Here is a 21,634-nt window from a genome sequence, read left to right on the forward strand (position 1 = left end):
TTTTTGTATTCTCAGTTCCTGCATGTCATCCGGTTGTCCGAATCCTCCTCCCGTCCTCGCCTGAGATCAGGCGCGGCCGCTGGTCTTGAAACGATCGAGCGAGACGGCAAACAGCAGGACCAGACCCACCACCAGCCCTTGCCAGAACACACCGATCGCATTGATGATCATGGCGTTCTCGATCAGCGCGATGAAAAGCACGCCGAGAATGCCGCCGAGGATCGTGCCTTCGCCGCCTTTCAGGCTCGCTCCTCCGAGCACAGTGGCGGTGATGACCTTGAGCTCGATGCCGACGCCGGCGTTGACGACGGCGCTGTTAAGACGCGCCGCGCCGAGGACGCCGGCAAGGCCGGCCAGCGCGCCCATGATGATGAAGCCGATCAGTATGAGCCGGTCGACGCGAATGCCCGAAAGCTGGGCGGCTCGAGGATTGCCGCCGATGAAATAGAACTGTCGGAAGAAACGCGTCCGGGCCACCAGCCAGCCACCAATGAGCACCAGCACCAGCATCGCCCAGAAAGGCGACTGGATCCTGAGCAGCGGATCGGCGGCGCGGCCGTATTGGGCGAACGCATCAGTGATTGGCGTGACGCCAGTGCCGGCGGTGACATAGGTCAGGCTGCGGTAGATGGTGAGCGTGCCGAGGGTCGCGATGAGCGCATTGATGCCGATGCGGGTGACGATCAGGCCATTGATCAGGCCGCATAGTGCGCCAACCAGAATGCCGACGAGAACCGCAACCTCCGCCGGCCAGCCCCACCACCCGGCGACGACGGCGGCCCAGACACCGGAGAAGGCGAGTGTCGAGCCGACGGACAGATCGAAGGTGCCGCCGATCATCAACAGCATCATGCCGCAGACGAGAATGCCGACGGGGGCGAGGTTGAGCAGCACTGCGCGCATGTTGGAGGCGGTGGGGAAATTGTTCGGGTAGACGATGCTCATCGCCAGCGCGAGCGCGATGACGAGCACGAAAAGTGTCAACTCCCGAGAATCGGCCAGGCGCCGCACGACGCGCACAAAAAGGATTTCGCGCCGCTGCTCGGCATTCTCGGCCATTGGTTGTGTGACCTGCATCGCCATCACGCCTCTGCCATTCCTGGTTGTTTGCGGACCTCGGCCACCGAAGCGGTGTATTTGGTGGCCAGGCGCAGCACCTGTTCCTCACTTGCCCCGTCGCCCGGCAGTTCGCCGACGGTCCTGCCTTCCGCCATCACGGCGATGCGGTCGGCAAGCGCCAGCACCTCGGGCAGGTCCGAGGACACGACGAGCAGGGCGACGCCCTTGTCGGCGAGCGCCCGCAGCAAACGGTAGATTTCGGAGCGGGCTCCGACATCGACGCCGCGTGTCGGCTCGTCGACGATCAGCAGGCGCGGCTCCATCGCCAGCCATTTGGCCAGCAGCACTTTCTGCTGGTTGCCGCCCGAGAGATTGCCGACGATCTGGTGGACGCTCGGTGTCGCGATGCGCAGCTCGTCGACGAAATTCTTGGCCAACGCCTCGGCCTTGCGGTTAGAAAAATTCGCGCCTGTGGAGACCTTGGAGAGAACTGTCGCGGCGACGTTGTTGACGATGTCCATGCCAAGGAACAGGCCAGCCGCCTTGCGGTCTTCCGGGACCATGCCGATGCCGGCGTGCTTGCCGTCCCAGGGGCCTTTCGGATCGATCGCCTTGCCGCCGATCCGGATCGAGCCGCCCCGCCTGCGGCGTGCGCCGAAGATCGCCTCGCAGAATTCGCTGCGACCCGAACCGATGAGCCCGGCGAGACAGACGATCTCGCCGGCCCGTACGGTGATCGATGCCGACCGCACCAGAGGCGGTGCATCGACGCTTTCGGCTTCGAGCACGATGTCGCCGATCGTTCGGCCTGCCGCCGCGCGCGAAAAATGCACGTCACGTCCGACCATCAGGCGGATCAGCTCGTCGGTCGTGGTTTCGGCAACCCGGCGTGTTCCAGCATGTCTGCCGTCCTTGAGCACCGTCACCGAATGGCAAAGCGTGAAAATCTCGGCGAGACGGTGCGAAACGTAGATTATCGAAACGCCATTGCCTGCCAGTCGACGCACCACATCGAACAGTTTTTCTGTTTCGGTAAGGGTGAGTGCTGCTGTCGGCTCGTCGAGGATCAAAATCCTGAGGTCCCGCGACAGCGCCTTGGCGATCTCGACGATCTGGGCCTGCGCCGGTGAAAGGGTCGACACCTTCAGTGCCGGATCGATGGTGACGCCAAGCTGCGCGATAAGCATCCTTGCACGATAGCGCATGGCGCGAACATCGACCTGACCTAGCCACTGCGTCGGCTGACGGCCGGCGAAGATGTTCTCGGCAACAGAGAGCTGCGGAACGAGCGAGCCTTCCTGGTGCACGATACCGATGCCGAGGTCGCCAGCGGCTTTCTCGTCGAGCTCCGCGATTTCGGCGCCATCGACAAGGATGCTGCCCTGGTTGCGCGAATAGACACCGGCGACAATCTTGCCGAGAGTCGACTTGCCGGCGCCGTTTTCGCCGAGCAGTGCACGGATCTCACCACCCTCGACGCTCATCGAAACGTCATCAAGCGCCCGCACACCGGGGAAGAACTTGGAAAGACCTTTGATTTCGAGCCTTGGCGCCATGGCCCTATTGAGCCTTGACCTGGAGGTAATGGGCCTGCTTGGCCTGGATCATCCAGACCATGGTTTCGTTGACGGGTGTGGCTACACCGGTGCGCTTGCCTGCATCGACAATGGCTCCGTTGATGACCTCGATCTCGGTCTGCCGCTTTGCCTCGACATCCTGCAGCATCGACGCCTTGCCGCCGATCGCCTTCTCCAGCAGGCCGGTGATCGCAGCCCAGCGTTCGTCATAGTCGAGTGCGATGCCCTGTGCGTTTGCAACGGCCACGACCTCTCGAAGGATTGATGACATCAAGCTCTTGGTGCCGTCGAAGGCGACGAGTTCATGCGACATGAAATGCAGTAGCCCGGCGACCGGTAGTGTGCAGGCGTTCAGCGCCAGCTTCTTCCAGACCTCGTCGAGGATCCGGTCAGACTGGGTCGTCTCGATCTGCGCCGCGCGGAAAGTCTCGATCACCCTGCCGAGCCGGTCGGTCGGTTTGCCGGTCAGTTCGCCGATATAGGTCATGCCGGAGCCGGGATGCTTGACACGGCCCGGCGCCAGCAGCGTGCCGCCATGGTAGGTCAGGCCGACCAGCACGCGGTCTTCGCCGACGATCGACGCGATGCGCGGTGCATTGCCCCAGCCATTCTGCAGGCTGAGCACGGCGGTATCCCCAGCGATCATGGGTGCTGCAGCCCGAACGGCAGCTTCGGTGTGATAGCACTTGACGAAATTGATGATGAGATCGACCGGCCCGACGCTTGCGGGATTCTCGCTTGCAGACACCTTTATCACCGGCTGCGAACCATCCTTTTCCTCGATGGTCAGCCCGTTGTCGTTGATCGCCGTCACGGCCGCCTTGGAGACGTCGATCAGCGTGACGTCATTGCCGGCGCGGGCCAGATATCCACCGAATATCCCGCCCATAGCTCCGCCGCCGCCCAGAATGGCGATTTTCATGCATCTTCCTCCCCTTGGCGATCGCAATCGCCGTCTCAAAGCAAGTTGATTTGCAGAGGGCGGAGCTTGCCTTGAGGACCACTGCAAACCGGCGCTAGCCGATGCTCATGGAGCCCGGCCTTGTCTTCCCGCTTTTTTCAATCTTGTGTTTTCAGCATTGCAAGCTGTTGCATGGTTGTCAAGCATGATGGTATGAAAGGTCTATGGTCGACCCGCTAATCATAGAACGAAAGAAGCTCTTCGAGCATGTGGCGACACATCTCGAGGGACAGATCCTCTCCGGCAAGCTCAAACCCGGAGACCAGCTGCCGCCCGAGCGGGACCTGCAATCGCGCTTCGGCGTTGGCCGCCCGGCCATTCGCGAAGCACTGATCTCGCTGCAGAAGGCCGGCCTCGTCGAACTCACCAATGGCGCCCGCGCCAAGGTCCTGATGCCGACCGCCAGCCATATCTTCACCGGAATGGCACCGGCGGTCAGGCAGATGCTGTCGACCGAAGAAGGGCAGCGCTCCTTTCAGGGCGCACGCATGTTCTTCGAAGTCGGCCTCGCCCGCGAAGCAGCCCGCACGGCGACAGCTGAAGATCTGGACTCGTTGCGTGAGGCGCTGGAAGCCAACCGGCTGGCGATCGGCGACCGTGACCGGTTCACCAGCACCGACATCGCCTTTCACTTCGAGCTTGCCCGTATTGCCCGCAACCTCGTCTTCGTCGCCCTGCACGACCAGATTTCGGAATGGCTGAAGGAACAGCGCATTGTCACGTTGGCTGCCGACGGTCAGGAACAGACGGCGTATGAAGCGCACCACGCCATCTATGAGGGCATCGCGGCACGCGACCCCGACCGCGCCGAACAGGCGATGCGAGCGCATCTCGATCAGCTGACGACGATGTTCTGGCGCCAGCGGGCAAGCGATCATGAGACGGGCGATCACAAGGAATGAGGATCGTCGTCATCGTCGACAATTTCACCGGTTCCGGTGATATCCCCAACACACTCGCCAAGGTGGGCGCACGGACTGATCAATGTCGGCACGCCGACTGGCGGACGTAAGCATCGATGCCGGAGTTGTCGCGCTGAAAACACGCTCGGTTTGCCGCCCAACGATGCTGTGAAGCCCAGCTGCACCTGCGGCCCATGAGCAGGACGTCTGTGGACCGCATCTGGACGACCGGCGACTGCGCCTCTTTGATGCATGGCGGCCGGCACATCCGCCCAGGCCGAGGCTGTCGCTGCCAACTTGCTCGCCGCTGAACTCTGTAGCACATTTAGACGGACCGTGTGCTTCGTCCGGAGGTGCCCCGCCGATCGTGAGGATGATCGCCCTGTTGCAGGGCCCGCTGGACGTCAGCGGGCTGATCACCCACCCCATCGGCATTCACTCCAGGCTAGCGGGAGGTCCGACAAGCGGGACAGCCAATTGCGCGATTGGCGCTCACGCTATGATGGCCAAGGCGTCCGCAAAGAAACCTTCGCCACCGAAATTGCCTGATTTGAGGGCCAGCGCCATTTCGCCATGCGGACTTCCAAGCGTTCGCAGCACGGGTACGCCCGGGGCGATCTCGGGGCCTGTCTCGAATGCAGGAATGGCTAGCCGATCTACGACCGCGCCGGATGTCTCACCCCCCGCGACGACCAGTCTGCGGACACCGAGTGCAATCAGACCTTCGGCGATGGTCGCAAGGGATTGCTCGATCGCATGACCGGCGGGGTCACGTCCGTAACGCACCTGAAGCGCGGAAACCACTTCGGTCGGCGCGCTGCTGGCGATAAGGACCGGGCCTTCGGCCAATCGCCCGGCCGCCCAATCGAGCGCGCGTTGTGCTTCTGCCGATCCGCTTACCAATTTTTCCGGATCGAGTCTTAAGACCGGCATCGACTGTTCCGCTCTTGCAATCTGCGCCAGCGTCGCCCGTGAGCAGCTGCCGGCAAGGCACGCTGCCGGACCTCCGATCGGGTGTTCACGAAGAGTTACCCTTTGTTGGCGCCGTGCGGTGCCAGCGGCGATCAGTGCGCGGGCGAGGCCCAATCCCAACCCGGACGCTCCGACTGACAGGCGTTGGGTCAGCGCGGCAGCGCCGATTGCTTCGAGGTCGGTCTCGAAGACGGCGTCGGCGATAGCTGCTCCGGTCCCGCAAGCAGAAAGCTGTTCTAGTCTGGTGCGGATTGCATCCGCTCCCTGAGCCACGGTAGCGAGTTCGACAAGCCCGACTGCCCCGGTAGACTGTCGAGCCAGCACGCGTACCAGATTGGCATCGCGCATGGGATTGAGAGGATGATCCCGGAGCGAGCTCTCATTCAGCGGAACCGCACCGACAAATAGATTGCCCTTGTAGACGGTGCGATCGGTTTCAGGAAAGGCCGGCGTCACCAGGACCGATGTTTCGAGGGCATCAGCGCGCAAGGCATCCAGAACAGGGCCGATATTGCCCGCATCGGTAGAGTCGAAGGTCGAGCAGATCTTATACATCACGTGCGCCGCGCCGCGGGCGCGGAACCAATCGTGGGCGGCGGGGGCACGTTCAACCGCATCGGATGCGGCGACCGAACGGATTTTCAGCGAGATGACGATAGCGTCGACTTCGGGTAGCGGCAGGTCAGCTGATGGAATCCCGATGGTCTGAACCGTACGCAAGCCTTGTTTCGCCAAGGTGTTCGCCAAGTCTGATGCGCCGGTATAGTCGTCTGCGATGCAGCCAAGCGCGAGGGTCATGGATGGGCTCCGACGGCTTTTGAGAGCCGGGTGTGCTCCCCGGCAAAGGAGGCGAACCAGCCGAGGCCGTCAAGCGTCTTGGCCTTGGGAAGATATTCGCAGCCGACAAAACCGCCATAGCCCAGCCGGTCCAGCTCCGCGAAGATGAATCGATCGTCAAGTTCTTCACTGGTGGGTTCGTGCCTGGAGGGCACGCTTGCGATCTGGATGTGGCCGATAATCGGCAACAGGCTCCGTAGGGCCATCGTGACATCCCCATGCAGGATCTGACGGTGGTAGATGTCGAACTGAAGCTTGAGATTGGGCAGCGCAAGATCGTGGATCAGCGATTCAGCAAAGGCGAAGTCGTTCAGAAAATAGCCCGGCATGTCGCGGCCATTGATCGGTTCGATCACCAGGTCCATGCCCCTATCCGCCAGTTTTTCGGCGGTCCAGGTCACAGCTTTTCGATAGGCATCGACGGCGCCCTTGTCCTCGCGCGAGCCGAGCCCGGACATGAGATGGAGCCGCTGTGCAGCGGTGGCTTCGGCGTAAGAGAGCGCAGCCTCGACACCCGCCTTTAGCTCATCGAAGCGCTCGGGCAACGCAGCAAGGCCGCGTTCGCCTGCAGCCCAATCGCCCGGCGGGAGATTGAACAAGGCCTGGGTCAGACCGTTCCGCGCGAGGCGCTCGCCGATCGCTTCCGGCGTGTGCTCGTAAGGGAACAGGAACTCTACCGCCGTGAATCCGGCGGCTGCGGCCGCGTCGAATCGGTCGAGGAACGGCCATTCGTTGAACATCATAGTCAGATTGGCGGCGAAGCGAGGCATGGTCATCCGTTCCTGGTCAGGGTTGCGTTGCGCCGGGCAGATCGATGTTGGTGACGCGTGCGTAGACCCGGGCGACCGAGGCATCGTCGTCGCGTCCCATTCCGCCAGCCGACGTCATCAGGAACATCTGCAGCGCGGCGGCTGCAACCGGTACCGGGAATTTGGCGCTGCGGGCCATGTCCTGGATGATGCCGAGATCCTTGACGAAGATGTCGACCGCGCTTCGCGGCGTGTAGTCCCCGTCGAGCACGTGCGGCACCCGGTTCTCGAACATCCAGGAGTTGCCGGCCGAGGCCGTAATCACCTCGTAGACCTTGCCGAGGTCTAGCCCCTGGCGGGCGGCAAACACGATGGCTTCGCTCGCTGCGGCGATGTGCACGCCAGCGAGCAGCTGGTTGATCATCTTGAAAGCCGCGCCGACGCCCGGCTCTTCGCCCAGTTCGTAGACCTTGGCAGCCATGGCATCGAGCACGGGCCGCGCCTTGGCGAAGGCGGGAGCTGAGCCCGAGGCGAGAATGGTCAGCGCACCGTCCGCCGCGCGAACCGAGCCGCCGCTGATCGGCGCGTCGAGATAGAGTCCGCCTATCGCCCCCAGGCGCCCGGCCAATTTGCGGGCGACATCGGGATCCATCGTGGCCGAGGAGACGAAGACCGTCCCCTCGGCCAGTGTCTCGGCAACGCCGCCCGCGCCGAAGAGGATGGCTTCAGTCTGCGCGGCGTTGACCACGACAGACACCACGACATCCGCATCCTGAGCCGCCTGAGCGGGGGTCGAGGCACCCAGCCCGCCTTCGGCGACGAAGCGCTGAACCGCCGCATCGTCGATGTCGAAGCCGGTCACCTCGAATCCGGCCCGCTTGAGCGACTGGGCCATCCCGAATCCCATCGAGCCGAGGCCGATCACTGCGACCCGGGTCGCGCTGATCATAATGGGGCTTTCCTTTTGCGCAGCCTGAACAGTCATCATGGAAACTCCATTTTGCTTCGATCGGGTCACTTGTTGACCAGCTTGGCCGGCGTCGTCAGCACCAGGATCGCGCCGGCCACGAGGATGGCGGCGAGCGCGTACATGGCGACGTGCGTCGTCCCGGTCAGGTCCTTGAGGTAGCCCACAAGGTAAGGGCTGGCGAAGCCGGCCAGATTGCCTACTGAATTGATCAGCGCGATGCCCGCTGCGGCGCCGGTTCCCCCCAGAAAGGCTGTCGGCAAAGACCAGAAGAGCGGCGCGCAGGTGATCGCTCCAGCCGCTGCCAGCGATAGGAACGCGATGGCGATCGTCGGATTCGAGGATGTCGCGGCGACGATGAAGCCGACGGCTCCAAGCAGCGCCGGCACGACCAGGTGCCAGCGGCGCTCGCGGTGCCAGTCGGCGCTGCGACCGAACAGGTTCATGGTGACGACGGCACAGATGAATGGGATGGCGCTGATCAGCCCGATGTTGAGATTGCCGGTGACGCCGGTCGCCTTGACCAGGGTCGGCATCCAGAACGTCAGCCCGTATTGGCCCATCACGAAGCAGAAATAGATGAGGCACATCAGCCAGATGCGGCCGTCGCGGAATACCCCGCCGACTGAATGCGCTTTCTCCTTGTGGCGTTCCTCGCGCTCGATCTCCTCTTCGAGCACCCGCTTTTCCGCTTCGCTAAGCCACTTGGCGTCACGGATGCCATTGTCGAGGAAGAAGAAGACGGCGATGCCAAGCAGGACGGCGGGAACCGCCTCGATGAGGAACATCCACTGCCAGCCGGCAAGACCGCTATCGCCGTGGAACGAATCCATGATCCAGCCGGAAAGCGGGTTGCCGAAGATGCCGGATATCGGAATTGCGGACATGAAGACAGCGATGATCTTGGCGCGCCGGTGCGAAGGATACCAGTAGGTCAGGAAAAGGATTATCCCTGGATAGAAGCCTGCCTCTGCGACGCCCAACAGGAAGCGCAGGAGATAGAACATGGGAGCCGATTCGACGAACATGAAGCCTGCCGAGATCAAACCCCAGGTGATCATGATACGCGCGATCCACATGCGCGCACCGACCTTGTGCAGGATGATGTTGCTCGGCACCTCAAACAGGAAATAGCCGATGAAGAAGATGCCGGCACCGAGGCCGTAGACCGTTTCGCTGAAGCCGAGTTCGGCGGACATGTCGAGCTTGGCGAAGCCGACATTGACGCGGTCTAGATAGGCGACCACGTAGCACAACATCAGAAACGGCACGATGCGCCAGAAGACCTTGCTGTAGGCGATTCTTCGGGTCTCGATTCCTGCCGTTGTTTCAGCCGACAGCGTTGGGGTGAGCACCGTCATTTCATTTCCTCCCTGATTGAGGGCGCGTTCTTCACTAGTTTTCGCGCCACTTAACCTCACTTTTGGCAGCGCTTGCATTGCCAGATAACATGGATTGGCAGCGCTGCCAACCTAAAAATGGCAGCGCTGCCAAAATTTGGTTGAGTTGGCTGCTGCGACGTGCCAAAACTGAGGGCGGCCAGATAGCTCAGAGGCGGCGTGGATTAGGTGCTTGGAAATGGTCGACCCAATAGCCGAGGGATGGGAGCGGTGCCGATGATTACCCTCACCGACGTCGCGCGCGCAGCCGGTGTTGGCGAGAGTACTGCCTCGCGCGTGCTGCGCGGGCATGGATCCTTCTCGGCAAAGACGCGCGAGAGCGTTCTCATTGCCGCGACAACCCTCGGCTATGTGCCGAACCGCATTGCCGGAACGCTGGCTTCCACGGGTTCCAGGCTTGTCGGGATTGTCATCCCCTCGCTCAGCAACATCGTCTTTCCGGACATGCTGCGAGGGGCGAACACAGTCCTCGTCGGCGCCGGCTTTCAACCAGTCATCGCGGTAACCGATTACGAGTTAGGACGCGAAGAGAGCCTCATCGAGTCGCTGCTGAGCTGGCGCCCCGCCGGCGTCATGGTGGCGGGGCTCGAACACACCGAGCGCGCGAGCGCAATGCTGCGCAACTCTGGTATCCGCGTGGCCGAACTGCTCGATACCGACGGCCAGGGTATCGACATCGTCGTCGGCTTTTCCAACCGCGAGGCGGGACGCACTACCGCGCGCCATCTGGTTTCGCGCGGCTACCGGCAGATCGGCTATGTCGGCCATGACCTTAATCGCGACCTGCGCGCCGCCAAACGCTTCGCAGGATTTCGCTCGGCACTTGGCGAGACCGGCCTCGATCTCGCCGGAGAAGAAATCATTCCTGCCTCGTCTTCGATCCAAGCTGGGCGCGACGGGTTGGCGCGCCTGCTGGAGCGCAGCACGAATTTGGACGCTGTCTACTTCTCCAACGACGACATGGCGATCGGCGGCTATTTCCACTGCCTCACCCGCGGCATCACCATCCCAGACCGGCTGGCGATCTTCGGCTATAATGGTCTCGACGTGGCGCGCAGCGCCCCGCAGCCGCTGTCGACTATTCTCACACCCCGCGTCGCCGTAGGGGAGATGGGGGCGCGGCTCGTCTGCTCTGACGGACCACCGACGGTGGTCGATCTCGGGTTCGAGCTAGTCGAGGGAGCCACGACATGACCGACACGAGGTTGAGGGAAGAGATCTGCCGCTTCGGGCGTTCGCTGTTCGAGCGCGGTCTGACGCCGGGATCGTCAGGCAATATCAGCCTGCGGCTGGATGACGGAGGCTGGCTGGTCACACCCACCAATGCTTCGTTGGGATTTCTCGATCCCGCCCGCATTGCCCGCCTCGACGCACAGGGAAAACTTGTCTCGGGCGATGCCCCGACGAAGGAAATCCCTCTGCACACCGCTCTCTACGAGACGAGGCCAAGCGCCCGCGCCATCGTGCACTTGCACTCGACACACGCCGTCGCTCTCACCATGCTGCCCGAAGTGGATCCACGGGCCGCGCTGCCGCCAATGACGCCATACTACCTGATGCGGGCCGGCCAGACGGCGCTGGTTCCCTACTTCCGCCCCGGGGACCCGGCCGTCGCGGATGCGATCAAGGGCCTTGCCGGACGCTACTCCTCGGTGCTGCTGGCAAACCACGGTCCCGTGGTCGCGGGCGAAACGCTCGAGGCGGCCGTATTCGCCACCGAAGAGCTGGAGGAGACTGCAAAACTCTATCTGCTGTTGCGCGGCCTCAACCCCCGCTACCTTTCGCCCGACCAGGTCAGCGATCTGGTGCGGGTTTTTGGGCTGACTTTGCCGAAGCATGACGAGCATGGCCATTAAGCCGCTGCAGACAGCGGCCGTCTTGTCAGATGCCGACGATATGGTTCCTGCGAGGTCGCGGCCGAAAAATTGCCGGCATCCTCATTACTCGCCGGCAGGAGCGGTTGGAGGGCATGCGATTGAAATCGATTTCCATTGCCAATCGCGCACCATTATCTTGCCCGCGTGGTTCGAAAGAAAGGACACGTGGAAGCGCTCGACAAGGGTCTTCGCGCAAGGATCGACGCCGGAATCGAGGACGCGGTGCGGCTGACCGCTGCGGGCCAGAAACCCGGCAGCCGCAATACATCACCCATATCGACGGGTCCGATGATTTTCGGACCGCTTGCACCGCTCTGAAGCAGACCAACACGGCTAGGCGTACGCACGATGCACCGGCAAGCGTAGCGTCGACCATGCGGTCATATGTGAACGCACAATGTCCTACCGCAGAGTGCCGTTGCGCAGGCAGATCGCGTGTTTCAGGTGGGCGTATAGCCGATCCAGCGACACCACTTCACAGAAGCGGCCGGACGCGCTCCCACGCCTTTCGCAGGTGACGTCCTAGAACCTCCGAAAGCCGTTCCTTGTCGCGCAGCTCCAGTGCAACGATCATTTCATTATGCTCGCCTACGGCGGCAGCCCAATTCTCCGGACCCTCATGGCCAACGAAGCGGATGCGCTTCAATCGCGTCTGCAACGTACCATGGATATCGATCAGCGTCGTATTGCCCGACAACGCAACGATCATGGAATGGATCTGCTGGTTCAGTTTGTAATATTGCATTCGATCCTTGGCTTCGTAGCATCGGATCATTTCGTCATGGGTTGCCCGAATTGCGGCGATTCCCCCGTCCGAACCGACATCGCAAGCCAACCTTCCGGCTAGCTCCTCCATTGCCTGCAAGACGGTCAGCATGTCCTGAACTTCCTTGGCGCCGAAACGCTTCACGACTGCCCCTCTGCTTGGCACCAATTCGACCAGGCCCTCACTGGCCAAGTATTTGATCGCTTCCCGCAGCGGCGTGCGCGAGACGCCCAGTTGTTCACCCAGTTGGCCCTCATGAAGACGGGTGCCGGGAGCGAGGTCGCCCTCGATGATCATGTCGCGCAGATGGTTGACGATGGTTTCGTGAAGCACGGTGCGTTGAATCGGACCTGCGGCGCTCCGCTGGCGTTCGACGGGAATGGCCTCGTCCATCAAATCTGCACCCCAATCGGAAGACTCAAAGCAGTCCACGCGTCGATTCTTTTGTCGCCGCAGCATGGAGTCTCCCGAAGATGGCGTCAAGAAATTAAAAAGGCTGCATACAGCATACAAAAGACTTGATGCAGACTGCTGCGCCATGTATGCAGGGTGAAACGGAGAGGAAATGATGGTTGCTGCGGTTGAGGCTGACTCGCGTCCGGTGCTGGCACTCGCGATGGGCGACCCAGCCGGAGTAAGTGCTGAACTCACGGCGCGGCTCGTTGCTCTGCCTGAAATCCTTGAAGCGGCGAAACTCGTCGTGATCGGCGACCGCCGCGTTCTGGACGAAGGCGCTCGCGTTGCCGGCGTGACAGTCGATATCAAAACAGTGCCGCTAGAGGGACTGGAAGGGACGGATTCCGGCCGACACACCTTTGTCGATCTACGTCATCTTGATCCGAGCGACGTGGAGCGGGGCGAGGCGACGCTGGTCGGAGGAACATTCGCGACCCGTAACTTCCGCACGGCCCTGGAACTGGCAAATGCCGGAAGGGTAAATGGCGTCTGCTTCACGCCCTTCAACAAGAAGGCGATGCGATTTGCCTATCCAGGCTACGATGACGAGATCCGCTTCGTTGCCGATGTGATCGGCTTCACCGGCAAGGTCCGCGAGTTCAACGTCCTGGACAAGGTCTGGAACGCGCGCGTTACCTCCCACATCCCGCTTGCCGAAGTTTCGTCCAGTCTATCGGTCGATCTCATCCTGGCCGAACTGCAACTGACATACGGATGCCTCAGGGATGCTGGCTATGACAATCCGCGCATCGCGGTCGCCGGGCTCAACCCGCACGCTGGCGACGGCGGCAGCTTCGGCATGGAAGAGATCGAAATCATAGAACCGGCCGTGGCAAAGGCGAAGGCGCTGGGGTTGAATGTAGAAGGTCCATTCCCGGCCGATACCGTCTTCCTGCGGGCGCTGAAAGGAGGCTTCCAGGCTGTGCTGACCATGTATCACGACCAGGGCCAGATCGCGATGAAGCTGATGGGCTTCGACAAGGGCGTCACCATGATGGGTGGGCTGCCTTTTCCGCTGTGCACGCCCGCGCACGGCACGGCCTACGACATCGCTGGCAAGGGTATCGCCGACGTTGGCGCCAGCCGCGAGGCAGTCCTGCTCGCCGCCCGCATGGCGCGGCGAAGCGCTGGCCTGTCCGCGGCAGCCTAATCTTAGACTGCACGCATGCCGGCGTTTCAGGAGGTCTCCGCGTCGGGTTTTTTCAAAGGGAGGAGTATCCATGAGAACTTCAGTATCCATTACAACAATCTTGGCGGCGGTCCTGGGGGCGGCCACTCCGGCGCTGGCATTCGATCCAGACAGGCCAGTCGAGTTCGTCGTCACGGCCGGAGCTGGCGGCGGCACCGACATTTTCGCCAGAACGATCCAGTCGATCATTGGCAAGTACAATTTGATGAAAGCGCCGGTGATTGTCACCAACAAAGGCAGTGCCGGCGGCGCCGAGGGCTTTGTCTATACGGCGACGGCCAAGGGCGATAATTTCAAGCTCGCCTTCGGCACCAACAATGCCTATCTGCTGCCGATCCGTGCAAAAGTGCCGTACGCTTCGGCCGACCTGACGCCGGTGGCTGCACTTGCCGCCGATGAGTTTATTCTCTGGGTCAACGGCAAGGCGGACTACAAGACGGCGGCCGATTTCGTCGCAAAGGCGAAGGAAGCAGGGGGCGAATTCAAGGTCGCCGGCAGCCAGTCCAAGGATACCGATCAGATCCTGACTATCATGATCAACGAGGCGACTGGTGCCAATCTCGGCTACGTTCCGTACAAGAGTGGCGGCGAAGCTGCGGTCCAACTCGCGGGCGGGCATGTTGCGGCCAATGTCAACAATCCGAGCGAAAATCTCGGCCAGTGGCAGGCGGGCATGGTGAAACCCGTCTGCGTCTTCAAGTCACAAAGGCTGAAGAACGATGCCAAGGTCGCAGGTGACGCGAGCTGGGCCGATATTCCGACATGCAAGGACTCCGGCATTCCGATCGCGGACTACAACATGCCTCGCACCGTGTGGCTGCCCGCCGGCGTAGATCAGGATGTCGTCGACTTCTACGCGAATGTCCTGAAGAAAGTCTCCGAGACGCCCGAATGGGCGAAGTATCTCGCCGACACCTCGCAGTCTGCCGACTACATGAGCGGCGCGCAGTTCGCCGATTTCATAAAGTCGGATGAAGCTTCGGTGAGCGAAATCCTGAAGCGTGAGGGTTGGCTCGCCAACTGATATCTTTCGAAGTCACGCGCGGGCGCCCTTTCGGGCGCTCGCCCCTTACCGGGAGATCGGTCATGAGCAGCGACGGTACGAGAGGCATCTCCCGCTTTGCAATGGAGATCGTGGTTGCAGCAGTGACAGCCGCGTTAGGCGTGGCAGTGTGTTACGGCTCAACCGAGGCAGGTACCGGCTGGACCGAAATGGGGCCAGATGCCGGCTATTTCCCCTTCTATGTCGGCCTTCTGATTGTCTTCGGCAGTGTCATGAACATCTTGCTGGCGGTGACACGGCATCGAAAGCTTGGGGTGATCTTTCTGGATGCGCGACGCATCAAATCGGTTTCGTCCTTTCTGCTGCCGCTCGTCGCTTACGCAGCAGTCTCCAGTTTTCTTGGTCTCTATGTCGGAACTGCTCTGTACATAACGTTCGCGATGCATTTCCAGGGCAAATACAAATGGTGGATTGCTCTGCCGTCGGGGCTGGCGGTGGCCGCGGTTTTCTTCGTCGTCTTCGAGGTGGGCTTCAAGGTTCCTCTACTCAAAGGGCCAGTCGAGGCGTGGTTCGGTATCTATTGATCCGCGGTCCAGCAAGCATCCTGGGGAGGAACAGCAATGGGCAACATCGGCCTGCTCTTTGAAGGCTTCGGCCATATCCTGACCTTTCAGCACGTGCTGCTGATGATGGTCGGCGTCACGCTGGGCATCCTGGTGGGAGTGCTGCCAGGGCTTGGTGCTCCGAATGGCGTATCGCTCCTGCTGCCGTTGACGTTCTCGATGGACCCGATCTCGGGAATCATCCTGCTGTCCTGCATGTACTGGGGCGCTCTATTCGGGGGGTCGACGACCTCAATCCTGTTCAACATACCGGGCGAACCCTCGTCGGTGGCCACGACTTTTGACGGTTACCCGATGGCGAAGGCCGGCCAGGCCAGCCGCGCGCTGACACTTGCATTTGTCTCCGCCGGCATCGGCGCGCTCGCAGGCGTCGTGATGATCACGTTGCTTTCGGGATGGGTTGCGAATTTTGCTCTGCGGTTCTCGTCGCCCGAATATTTCGCGGTCTATTTTCTCGCCTTCGCCAGTTTCATCTCGATGGGCTCCAGCGCGCCGTCCAAGACGCTGGTATCGATGATGCTGGGTTTTGCGCTCGCTTCGGTGGGCATGGACACGATATCAGGCAACCTTCGCCTGACCTTCGACATTCCCGAGCTGATCAAGGGTATCAGCTTCCTGATCGCGGTGATGGGGCTGTTCGGCATCGGCGAACTCCTCTTGACCACTGAGGAGGGGCTGCGCTTCGAAGGCATCAAGGCTCGTGTCCGGATTTCAGAGGTCGGCCGTACGCTGCTCGAACTGCCGCGGTATTGGTTCACGGTTCTGCGCTCGATTTTCATCGGCATCCTGATGGGCATCACGCCGGCAGGTCCGACCGCCGCCTCCTTCATGAGCTATGGCCTGGCCAGCCGTTCGGCACGTGACAAGTCGAACTTCGGCAAGGGCGACCCGCGCGGCATCGTCGCGCCGGAGACCGCGGACCATTCGGCGGGAACGTCGGCGCTACTGCCGATGCTGGCCCTGGGTGTGCCAGGCTCTGCCACGGCGGCGGTCATGATGGGCGGCCTGATGATCTGGGGTCTCACCCCTGGTCCGATGCTGTTCGTCGAACGTCCGGACTTCGTCTGGGGTCTGATTGCAAGTATGTATCTCGGCAATATCGTCGCGGTCATATTGGTGATCGCTACCGTGCCTCTTTACGCCTCGATCCTGCGCGTGCCGTTTACCATCATCGGTCCGGTGATCGTGGCGGTCATCTTCAGCGGCGCTTACCAGGTAAGCAATTCTCTCACTGACGTCTGGATGGTCGTTTTGTTTGGCCTGCTCGGCTACATCTTCAAGAAACTCGATTATCCGCTCGCTCCGCTGGTTCTGGCTATGGTGCTGGGGGATAAGGCAGAAGACGCGTTTCGCCAGTCGATGCTGTTATCTTCTGGAAAGCTAAGCATCTTCTGGTCGAATGGTCTCGTATCCACGCTGATGGCGATCGGCTGCCTTCTTCTCTTATCCCCCTTGCTGATGTGGATACTGGGAATCTCACGCAGACGAATGACGAGGCCGGACTTGCGACAGGGCCCGAACGAAAATCCGCTCTGAACTCCTCCGACAGTCCCCGCCTTTTCCGCCATGAATGGAGGTTCCCGTGAGTATGCCGCTGAGAAAGTGGAACAGACACAATTGGCCGATAGCCGCAGCCATGATCCAGTATCCGAGTGTCTTGCGCGACGGCCGTTCCGTCCAGGATCAGAGTGTCGAAGAGTGGGGAGCCACGCTTGCCGATGTGGTGGATACCGGCTTCACTGAACTCGACCCGACCGACAGCTGGCTAAGGCTAGCCGATCTCTCGGCCGCACGGCTGGATGATTTCGTGAAACTGGCAGGTTCGCTCAATCTCGCGATTCCCGCGATCTCGACCTCGCGGCGAAGCGTCATCGACCCGGAACGTGGCGATGCGCATCTCGCCTATGGCCATCGCGTGATCGAGACTGCGGCACGGATCGGCGCCGGCTGCGTGTCGTTCGGTCTATTCGGGCCGTTGACCGATGCCCAGAAGGCGGCGCTGTGGTTCTGGACGGTGGATGGCGTCAGGAATCCCGACGATCCGCAGGTATGGAGGAAAGCCGTGGCGCGCATCCGCGAACTCGGCCGCCACGCGGAGGAGCTCGGCATCGAATTGTCGCTCGAAATGTATGAGGACACCTATCTCGGAACGGCCGAAAGCTCCGTTCGCTTCGTCACCGATGTAGGTCTGTCGAATGTGGGCATCAACGCAGATGTCGGCAACCTCATTCGCCTGCACAGGCCGGTCGAGCACTGGCTGGAGATGATCGACAAAGTCGCGCCATATGCCAAATACTGGCACGTGAAGAATTATACCCGCGTTGAAGATCCTATTTCCGGCGCGATCATCACGCATCCGGCCCCACTTGAGACGGGTATCGTCAACTATCGCGTCGCCATAGGCCTTGCGCTTGACCACGGTTTTGCCAGCCCCTTCCTTTGCGAGCACTATGGCGGCGACGGTTTGTCTGTCAGCGCCGCCAACCGCGACTATCTGAGGCGCATTCTCCCTAAGACAGTACCAAGCAATGGGGAGACTGCGCGATGACCACCATTTACGACGCTCCAGAAGATTTCGCTTCGGCAGCTCTGGCAGGCTTTTGTGCGATCCACGGTCAGCATGTTCGCTTGGTCAAGGGCGGTGTGGTGCGTTCGACCGAAGTGCCGAAAGGCAAGGTCTCCCTCGTTGTCGGAGGCGGCTCGGGGCACTATCCCGCGTTCGCGGGTTACGTTGGCCCAGGCCTGGCAGATGCTGCGGTTGCCGGCGATGTCTTCGCCTCGCCGTCGACCGCCGCCGTAGCGCGCGTATGCCGGCTTGCAGACCGAGGCGGTGGAATTCTGCTCGGCTTCGGCAATTACGCCGGCGACGTGCTGAATTTCGGCGTAGCGGCGGAGCGTTTGCGAGCAGAGGGCATCGATGTCCGGATCCTGCCGGTGACGGACGACATCGCCAGTGCGCCCGCGAATGCCTCTGCCAGGCGGCGCGGCATTGCCGGCACTGTCATCGTGTTCAAGATAGCGGGTGCGGCAGCGGAATCGGGCCTGGCGATCGACGAGGTCGAGCGCATCGCCCGCCACGCCAACGACCGCACGGTGTCTTTCGGTGTGGCCTACAAAGGATGCACGCTACCGGGCGCCGCTACTCCGCTGTTTACCGTTCCTGGCGGAAAGATGGCGTTGGGTCTGGGTATTCACGGTGAACCCGGAATTCGCGAGGAAGACATAACGTCAGCCTCCGATCTCGCAAAACTTCTCGTCGGCACGCTCGTCTCCGAGCGTCCGGCCGGAGCGAAAAGGGTGGCCGCCCTGCTCAACGGACTCGGCTCGACGAAGTACGAGGAACTCTTCGTGCTGTGGCAGGCAATTGCTTCGGAACTCAAGGCAGAAGGGCTCGAGGCGGTCGAACCCGAAGCCGGTGAATTCGTCACCAGCTTGGACATGCAGGGGTGTTCGCTGACTTTGTTGTGGCTCGATGACGAATTGGAGATCTATTGGCGCGCGCCGAGCGATGCGCCCGTCCTGCGCAAAGGCGCGGTGATCGCCGTTAGGCCTGCCACGGATGTCCCAAATGGTGCGGAAGGACAACCGATTTACGGGCCGGCCTCCGAAGCGTCCAAGGTGAGCGGCGCCTGTATTGCCAAAATGATGCAGCGGGTCTCCGCGATGCTGAACACCGCCGAGGAGCAACTCGGCCGTATCGACGCCGTAGCCGGCGACGGGGATCATGGGCAAGGAATTAGCCGCGGGTCGGCCGCGGCGGCGGCCGCCGCTTCGGTGGGGGGGGCAGCCGGTGCCGGGGCCTCGAGTGTACTAGCCGCGGCCGGCGATGGCTGGGCCGACAGGGCAGGGGGAACGTCCGGGGCGATCTGGGGCTTGCTGCTCCGGTCGTGGAGTAGCAGCTTCAGCGACGATGAAGCTGTGACGACGGAGGCAGTCGTCCTAGGAGCGCGGCTCGCGCTAGACGGCGTGACGCGGTTAGGAGGTGCGAACATCGGTGACAAGACTTTGGTCGACGCCCTCGTGCCGTTCGTGGAGACGCTGGAAAGCAGTGTCGCATCCGGAAAGTCGTTGGCGGATGCCTGGGGCCATGCTGCCAACGCGGCGACGCTGGCGGCTGATGCGACATCGTCGCTCGCCCCGAAGCTCGGTCGCGCACGCCCGCTGGCGGAACGGAGCATCGGCCACCCCGATGCAGGTGCGGTGTCACTGGCCATGTGCGCACGAACCGCTGCGGCGTTTCTGCAGGGCGCTTTCGGACCAGGGGGAGTGCAGATTTGACGACACCGGGCGCGGTCACCGAGGCGAGAGACTGCTCGTGAAGGCGGGTTACGGCCGCTATCGTGCCGTCCTTCCGAAGGCCGCTTGACCCGTCGCGTTTGTGGGCCGTAAGCGGAAAATTCAGCTTGTGGGGACGCCGGGCTAGAAAGCTGAACTTTGGGCCGCGGGCTTGCTCAAGGCGCGGATCTGACTTCTCAGTGATCGATGTAGCCGAGTTATCAGCTCGGCTTGCGCTGGGCCTTTCGATCAAGGATGTGATTTCGGAAGCAGTTCTGCATTTCTTTAAAAGACCTGAAGCCAAGGCGCGGAGCGAGGCGAGATAAGGTTGTCGTTGACACGTTGCACCGGCGAGCGATCGAGGCAGAATTTTCGAAGGCAACGTAGTCCGGCTCTGCAAACATCACGCGAGCGACAGTTTCCAACTTCGCCGGAAGGATGAGCTCCCTCTTGGCAATCAGCATTTTGAGTTCAGCGAGCGTTGGCGCCTTCGTGTTGCGGACTTCGACTTGCCTAACACTCGCTCCTGAGCAATCGGATAGCCCCGCACGCATGGGTGTCACCCTTTGGCTGCTCGCATGAAGCTGTCGAAGTCAGCGTCCCCAATCGGAACTGTGTGCTCGTAACCGGGGTACCGGCCGGAATCGACGTCGGCTTTGTATTCCCTGAAAGCCGCCACGCGCTCGTCCTGGATCTTCTGCAGCTCAGGGCCGAGGTTTCGGTAAACCTTTCCGTGCCGCGGCTTATGGTTCTTGGCATAGCCGCAGACATCCTCTGTGAAGAGGTATTGCGCATCCGCATACTTGCCGGCGCCCATGCCAAGCATGACCAGCGACGAGTTTTCGGTCAGGAATTTCGCCACCCGGTCGGGCACGACTTCCAGTTCCGCCCCGAAGACACCGATCTCCTCGAGTTTCTGGGTGTGCCGCCAGAGGCGGATCGCTTCTTCCGCGCTCTTTCCGACTGCGCGCCAACCCGTCCAGGTGATGTACGAAGGGATCAGGCCGATATGCCCGACGACAGGGAGGTGGTTGTCGCAGAGCGCCTTCTGGATGTCGTAGGACGCGGAGCAGTAGAAGGCGTCGCCACCAATGCCAGCAAAGTGGAAAGCCGCACGCAGATAGTCTTCTGCCGTAGCGAGCGGACGGCCAGCAAAGCTGCCCCAGCCGCCGTAAGGCAGACCGACCTGAACGAAACAGTCGCCGGCTGCCTGTCGCATTTCCTGGTCAAAGTATCGGCCCTCGATGGAGAGCATGTGAATGCCTGCCGCGGCAGCGGCGGCTGCCTCGTCGGGCGTGCTGACGAAGAGCATGGAGATCTTCTGTCCATTCCTCTTCATCTTTCGGATATCCTCGACATGAGGACGGTTGTGATACATGCCCATAATCAGCCTCCACTGCAGGTCAGGTGAACTTGAAAGGAATCTGCGAGCGGCGCTCGGATCGGAAAGCATGGTCGGACAGCTTGCCGCCCTTGATCATGACGCCCGCCCCGCGTCGCGCCGATGAGCATCCCCGCATGGCTCACAGCGTAAAAGCCCGCCGGAAAGCGACCAGCGCTGCCTCAGGATCGTTTTGGGCAAAGGCTTCCAGACCCACCGGCCCGCGATACCCCATGTCGAACAGAGCTCTCGCGATGTTGGGCCAGTTCATCTCGCCTGTTCCCGGCTCGCAACGACCCGGATTATCGGCCACCTGCACCTCGCCGATGAAGGGCAGGCACTTCTCGCACCAGCGCACGATATCGCCTTCGCCGATCTGAGTGTGATAAAGGTCGAGGTTGATCCGCAGTTGGGGTCTATTGATCGATGACACCAATGCCAGCACCGCTGCCGTCGAGCCGAAGGGGCAGCCCGGGTGGTCAAGCAGGTTCAGGTTTTCAAGCGTGAAGACGACATCTTCGGCCTCGGCCATGTCGCAGATACAATTCAAGGTGTCCCGCGCCTTCAGCCACATGGGGCCGGTCTCGACTTCGGACTTCACAATAGGAATACCGCCTTCGCCGAGACCGGTGCCGTGCAG

At 61.6% G+C, this 21,634-nt stretch carries 20 protein-coding genes; 10 read left to right on the plus strand and 10 right to left on the minus strand.

Annotated features, from left to right (window positions below; translation table 11 throughout):
- Positions 1–66 precede the first annotated feature (66 nt).
- The 3 genes from NKJ08_RS14280 to NKJ08_RS14290 are packed head-to-tail and all read right to left on the minus strand — an operon-like array spanning position 67 to position 3,558.
- Complete coding sequence (locus NKJ08_RS14280) at positions 67–1,077, minus strand: ABC transporter permease (protein WP_352779985.1); 1,011 nt, start codon at positions 1,075–1,077, stop codon at positions 67–69.
- A 5-nt stretch (positions 1,078–1,082) separates the two neighbouring features.
- Positions 1,083–2,615, minus strand: a complete 1,533-nt coding sequence (locus tag NKJ08_RS14285; protein WP_352530625.1) for a sugar ABC transporter ATP-binding protein — start codon at positions 2,613–2,615, stop codon at positions 1,083–1,085.
- 4 nt (positions 2,616–2,619) lie between these two features.
- A complete protein-coding gene (locus tag NKJ08_RS14290; protein ID WP_352530627.1) occupies positions 2,620–3,558 on the minus strand; it encodes a ketopantoate reductase family protein in 939 nt (312 codons plus the stop codon).
- Positions 3,559–3,761: 203 nt separating this feature from the next.
- Between NKJ08_RS14290 and NKJ08_RS14295 the strand changes: the two genes are divergently transcribed.
- A complete protein-coding gene (locus tag NKJ08_RS14295) occupies positions 3,762–4,499 on the plus strand; it encodes an FCD domain-containing protein (protein WP_352530629.1) in 738 nt (245 codons plus the stop codon).
- Between the two features lie 492 nt (positions 4,500–4,991).
- On the opposite strand, the gene otnK is transcribed toward NKJ08_RS14295, so the two are convergent.
- Genes otnK through NKJ08_RS14315 form a run of 4 tightly spaced genes read right to left on the minus strand, consistent with a single transcriptional unit; the run spans position 4,992 to position 9,385 of the window.
- Complete coding sequence (gene otnK / locus NKJ08_RS14300) at positions 4,992–6,269, minus strand: 3-oxo-tetronate kinase (protein WP_352782003.1); 1,278 nt, start codon at positions 6,267–6,269, stop codon at positions 4,992–4,994.
- On the minus strand, positions 6,266–7,078 hold the full coding sequence (otnI, locus tag NKJ08_RS14305; protein WP_352530633.1) for a 2-oxo-tetronate isomerase: 813 nt from the start codon (positions 7,076–7,078) through the stop codon (positions 6,266–6,268). Before otnI ends, otnK begins: the two co-directional genes overlap by 4 nt.
- A 16-nt stretch (positions 7,079–7,094) precedes the next feature.
- Positions 7,095–8,042 (minus strand): L-threonate dehydrogenase, encoded by a 948-nt coding sequence (gene ltnD, locus NKJ08_RS14310; RefSeq protein WP_352530653.1) that lies wholly within the window; start codon positions 8,040–8,042, stop codon positions 7,095–7,097.
- Between the two features lie 29 nt (positions 8,043–8,071).
- Positions 8,072–9,385: an MFS transporter gene (locus tag NKJ08_RS14315; protein ID WP_352530635.1), complete on the minus strand. Its 1,314-nt coding sequence runs from the start codon at positions 9,383–9,385 to the stop codon at positions 8,072–8,074.
- Between the two features lie 255 nt (positions 9,386–9,640).
- Here NKJ08_RS14315 and NKJ08_RS14320 point away from each other — a divergent pair, with 255 nt between their 5' ends.
- The 3 genes from NKJ08_RS14320 (at position 9,641) to NKJ08_RS14330 (ending at position 11,619) form a co-directional block, all read left to right on the plus strand.
- A complete protein-coding gene (locus tag NKJ08_RS14320; RefSeq protein WP_352530637.1) occupies positions 9,641–10,618 on the plus strand; it encodes a LacI family DNA-binding transcriptional regulator in 978 nt (325 codons plus the stop codon).
- Positions 10,615–11,280 (plus strand): 3-oxo-tetronate 4-phosphate decarboxylase, encoded by a 666-nt coding sequence (gene otnC, locus NKJ08_RS14325; RefSeq protein ID WP_352530639.1) that lies wholly within the window; start codon positions 10,615–10,617, stop codon positions 11,278–11,280. The genes NKJ08_RS14320 and otnC overlap by 4 nt, the downstream gene beginning before the upstream one ends.
- A 186-nt stretch (positions 11,281–11,466) precedes the next feature.
- A complete protein-coding gene (locus NKJ08_RS14330) occupies positions 11,467–11,619 on the plus strand; it encodes a hypothetical protein (protein ID WP_352530641.1) in 153 nt (50 codons plus the stop codon).
- 157 nt (positions 11,620–11,776) lie between these two features.
- On the opposite strand, the gene NKJ08_RS14335 is transcribed toward NKJ08_RS14330, so the two are convergent.
- Positions 11,777–12,460: a GntR family transcriptional regulator gene (locus tag NKJ08_RS14335; protein WP_352530655.1), complete on the minus strand. Its 684-nt coding sequence runs from the start codon at positions 12,458–12,460 to the stop codon at positions 11,777–11,779.
- Positions 12,461–12,635: 175 nt separating this feature from the next.
- On the opposite strand from NKJ08_RS14335, the gene NKJ08_RS14340 reads away from it, so the two are divergent.
- From NKJ08_RS14340 to NKJ08_RS14365, 6 genes are all read left to right on the plus strand, one after another.
- Entirely contained in the window at positions 12,636–13,673 is a 1,038-nt protein-coding gene (locus tag NKJ08_RS14340; protein WP_352530657.1) for a 4-hydroxythreonine-4-phosphate dehydrogenase PdxA, read from the plus strand.
- A gap of 70 nt (positions 13,674–13,743) precedes the next feature.
- A complete protein-coding gene (locus tag NKJ08_RS14345; RefSeq protein ID WP_352530643.1) occupies positions 13,744–14,736 on the plus strand; it encodes a Bug family tripartite tricarboxylate transporter substrate binding protein in 993 nt (330 codons plus the stop codon).
- A 62-nt stretch (positions 14,737–14,798) separates the two neighbouring features.
- Positions 14,799–15,299, plus strand: a complete 501-nt coding sequence (locus tag NKJ08_RS14350; protein WP_352530645.1) for a tripartite tricarboxylate transporter TctB family protein — start codon at positions 14,799–14,801, stop codon at positions 15,297–15,299.
- 36 nt (positions 15,300–15,335) lie between these two features.
- Positions 15,336–16,874, plus strand: coding sequence for a tripartite tricarboxylate transporter permease (locus NKJ08_RS14355; RefSeq protein ID WP_352530647.1), 1,539 nt, complete (start codon positions 15,336–15,338; stop codon positions 16,872–16,874).
- A gap of 52 nt (positions 16,875–16,926) precedes the next feature.
- Positions 16,927–17,886, plus strand: coding sequence for a sugar phosphate isomerase/epimerase family protein (locus tag NKJ08_RS14360; RefSeq protein WP_352530659.1), 960 nt, complete (start codon positions 16,927–16,929; stop codon positions 17,884–17,886).
- Positions 17,883–19,616: a dihydroxyacetone kinase family protein gene (locus NKJ08_RS14365; RefSeq protein WP_352782007.1), complete on the plus strand. Its 1,734-nt coding sequence runs from the start codon at positions 17,883–17,885 to the stop codon at positions 19,614–19,616. The genes NKJ08_RS14360 and NKJ08_RS14365 overlap by 4 nt, the downstream gene beginning before the upstream one ends.
- Positions 19,617–20,172: 556 nt before the next feature.
- Here NKJ08_RS14365 and NKJ08_RS14370 read toward each other — a convergent pair.
- A complete protein-coding gene (locus NKJ08_RS14370) occupies positions 20,173–20,997 on the minus strand; it encodes a 3-methyl-2-oxobutanoate hydroxymethyltransferase (protein ID WP_352779974.1) in 825 nt (274 codons plus the stop codon).
- Between the two features lie 139 nt (positions 20,998–21,136).
- Positions 21,137–21,634 (minus strand): TIM barrel protein (locus tag NKJ08_RS14375; RefSeq protein ID WP_352782009.1); only part of this gene is annotated, 498 nt, incomplete at its 5' end.

The organism is Mesorhizobium sp. M0244, from assembly GCF_040321795.1.
In the GTDB taxonomy this organism is placed as follows: domain Bacteria; phylum Pseudomonadota; class Alphaproteobacteria; order Rhizobiales; family Rhizobiaceae; genus Mesorhizobium.